1 protein-coding gene is annotated in these 1514 nt (G+C 52.0%); it reads left to right on the top strand.

Annotated elements, in window-relative coordinates:
- A partial coding sequence (locus tag KAH28_RS17405) for an FG-GAP repeat protein (RefSeq protein ID WP_290578870.1) occupies positions 1-1514 on the top strand: 1514 nt, incomplete at both ends.

A 1514-nucleotide genomic window follows, 5' to 3' on the forward strand; every position in this document is an offset into this window, starting at 1 on the left:
GACCTTTCTGAACACAACTCGACGTCTAATCTTTACCTTACTCTTAGTTGCCATGTTGATTGGCACAACCGGCGCGTTAGCCGCGCCTGCTCTCCTTGAAAAACTTGTAATGGAGGGCAACGCCCCAGCCGGGTTGAGCGCGGTTGAATGGGCGCAGATCAAATCCCAATTGCCTCAGCCTGCGATAGCAACTCTGTCATATACTCAGCAGGCGTATTTAAAAGCCTCCAATGCTGAGACTGAAGATATGTTTGGAAAATCAGTATCTATAAATGGTGATACGCTGGTGGTTGGTGCGTATTGGGAAGATGGCAGTGCCAGCGGTGGCGAGAGCGATAATTCAGCTTTTGGTGCTGGGGCGGCTTATGTCTTTGTGCGCAGCGGCACCACCTGGACCCAGCAAGCGTACCTAAAAGCATCCAATGCAGGATCGGGAGATAACTTCGGTTACGCGGTGGCAGTCAGTGGAGATACTCTGGTGGTTGGTGCCTATGGCGAAGACAGTAGTGCCAGTGGCGGCGAGAGTGATAATTCGGTTCATGATGCTGGGGCAGCTTATGTCTTTGTCCGTAGCGGCACTACTTGGACCCAAGAGGCTTATCTGAAAGCCTCCAGTACAGATATCTCAGATATATTCGGCTTCTCGGTAGCGATAGATGGCGATACCTTGGTGGTTGGTGCGCATAGAGAAGACAGCAGTGCCAGCGGTGGTGAGAGTGATAATTCGGCTACCGATTCTGGGGCGGCTTATATCTTCACTCGTAGTGGAACCGCTTGGACCCAAGAGGCTATCCTAAAAGCCTCCAACGCCGAGACTGATGATGACTTCAGCTACACGGCGGTATCTATAGATGGCGATAGCGTGGTGGTCGGTGCTCCGCATGAAGACAGCAGTGCCAGCGGCGGAGAAAGTGATAATTCGGCTTTAAATGCTGGGGCGGTTTATGTCTTCACTCGTAGCGGCACCACTTGGACTCAAGAGGCTTATCTAAAAGCCTCCAATGCTGAGGCTGCGGATTACTTCGGCTATTCAGTGGCAATATCTGGTGATAGCGTGGTGGCTGGTGCTAATAGCGAAGACAGCAGTACCAGCGGCGGGGAGAGTGATAATTCGGTTAATAACGCCGGAGCGGCTTATATCTTCACTCGCAGCGGTACCACTGGCGTGTGGACCCAGCAGGCTTATCTGAAAGCTTCCAATGCAGATGCTGGTGATTACTTTGGCTACTCGGTGGCAATATCTGGTGATAACGCGATAATAGGTGCGATTAATGAAGACAGCAGTGCCAGCGGCGGTGAGAGTGATAATTCGGCTTCAAATGCTGGGGCGGCTTATCTCTTCACCCGCAGTGGCACCATTGGCGTGTGGACCCAACAAGCGTATCTGAAAGCCTCCAATGCGGGGAGTGGAGATAATTTTAGCTACCCAGTAGTGATAGATGGCAATAGCTTGGTAATGGGTGCTGAGGGCGAAGACAGCAGTGCCAGCGGCGGAGAAAGTGATAATTCGGCTT

It is taken from the genome of Algiphilus sp. (assembly GCF_023145115.1).
Taxonomy (GTDB): domain Bacteria; phylum Pseudomonadota; class Gammaproteobacteria; order Nevskiales; family Nevskiaceae; genus Algiphilus.